The sequence below is a fragment of the Legionella bozemanae genome, assembly GCF_001648595.1.
GTDB classification, from domain to species: domain Bacteria; phylum Pseudomonadota; class Gammaproteobacteria; order Legionellales; family Legionellaceae; genus Legionella; species Legionella bozemanae.
This window is the reverse complement of the sequence record NZ_LBAW01000059.1, coordinates 1-1,962: the sequence shown is the minus strand read 5'-3', so window position 1 is coordinate 1,962 and position 1,962 is coordinate 1. Positions and strand designations below refer to the sequence as shown.

Sequence of the window (1,962 nt, the reverse complement as noted above, 5' to 3'; positions counted from 1 at the left end):
TGATTGTGGAAATCAAAAAGCCGGAAATTACAAAAAAAATGTCTACGCCAACAAATCCTCCTTTCATCCATTTAGGAAAAGCATGAAAGACTACCACTGATAAAACAGCAATAGCTCTTAAGCCATCAATGTCGGCACGATATTTGAAATGTTGGTACACAGGAGGATGAAAACTTCGTTCCACTTTGTTGCTTCCTTATATGTATTGAGTTTTCTGCTTATTCTAAACTGCAGCCACAGCAAGGGAGGTAGGGTCTTTAGAGCCAACACTATAAAATATTCGATTGTTGGGTCAAAATGACCCAACCTGTCTTTTGTATAACAATGTAGGTTAGGTCCTTAGACCAACAAATCTAAATGACTACCTCTTTTTGTAACAGGCTAACAAATGAGTTTACCTGTTCATTTGCACAACCTATTATCCTTTAGTTTTCTTAGGTTCTACCATCGCCAAGTCTGTTTTTTGATCTAAATGTTCTTTATGTTTTAAATCTTCAATGACAATATTCGCACCATAATGGTTTAAATGATCGCCATTAAAGTAATAAGGCAGTACCTCACCACGCGCTGTACATTTTTCGTCTTTACAAAATAAAGGCCGGGGATTATAAATTTTTACTTGTGGGAATTCTGCTAACAATTGATTCACCACATTGTCATAACCACTAGCCCGCTGCTCATAACTGGCTCTATCCATGGAACACTCTTTATTAAAAGCCACTTTATGAGGCAACTGAAGCGGTCTTGTTTTAAAGCACGTATTTATATTGAAATTTAAATCAGGTATGTCTTTTATAAAAACAATTTCCTTGTTTCCCTTAAGCGCTTTGCTAAGAAAATAGCGCCCATTTTCTAGAAAACTCTTAGTTCCTTCCGGATCTAAAGCCTTTGCTGTACGCCAGTTGGTTCCTTGTTTTTCAAAACCCCCTGTCATTAAATAGGCCCAATACCCCCCTAAAACTACCGTTTTAATGGATTTATTCGTTTCCAAGAATGAAAGTATTTCATCGTATTTTTTCCTACATTCACCCTTTAAAAAGTAATTACTGGAAAAAGGAAGGCAGGAAGTTGATACAAGCATCAAAACCGATTGCGAAGGAAATTGCTTCCATAATGCGTTTTGATAGTGCCAAGTATGAGAATCGCCAAGAAACATAATATCTGGTTCTTGATTTTTTGATAAAACACAAACGCCATCACCCGCAAATTTAAAATTCTTGAACTCAGGAATTATTTTTTCGCAGGGCGTGGTATTTTCTAGCGGAAGCAAGGGAAGAGCAACGATATCATGTACACTATTTAAATTATTTAGATTTTTAATCCTAAAATCGAGCCCATTATATTGTTGTAGAAATAAACCGAAACTCGCAATGATGGACATTAATCCTACAAGAAAAGCTACTTTAGTCCTGTCCCGCCCAATTCCATGTCGTATTGGTTTTTCGATTAATTTATAAGTAACCCAAGCCAAAACAATCGAAATTCCAACCACGATGAATCGAATAGTTCGATTAGGAAGATCTTCTTCCATAATTCTTACAAAGGAAAGCAAGGGCCAATGCCATAAATAGAGTGGATAACTAATTAGACCAAACCATATCATAATGCGATTGGAAAGAATGGCACGATTTATCCATGAGTTTTTCCCAGAAAGGAGGAATATGGCCCCTAACACAGGAAGTAATGCAAAAGCACCAGGAAAGGTTGTGGCTTTTGAAAACGTATAGAGGCAATAGGCAATGATCACAATGCCGGAGAAAGAAAGGGTGTTTTTTAATATCTCCCCATTAGATTCCCTTCCCTGTTGGTAAATAATTTTGGCAAGTACTGTATCTATCTTTTTCCCTATTTTATTGAAAAAATTAATATTATAAAAAGTGATATAGGCTAATAAGCTTCCACATAATAACTCCCAAAAACGGGTTTGCGGTGAATAAAAAGCAGCCGTGGCATCTACGCTAA

At 36.5% G+C, this 1,962-nt stretch carries 2 protein-coding genes; both read right to left on the bottom strand.

What is annotated here, in order from left to right:
- Positions 1-184 (bottom strand): acyltransferase family protein (locus tag A8O27_RS17915; RefSeq protein ID WP_154669262.1); only part of this gene is annotated, 184 nt, incomplete at its 3' end.
- A 234-nt stretch (positions 185-418) separates the two neighbouring features.
- Positions 419-1,962, bottom strand: a 1,544-nt coding sequence (locus tag A8O27_RS17910; protein ID WP_064115157.1) for an acyltransferase family protein, incomplete at its 5' end; no start/stop codon positions are given.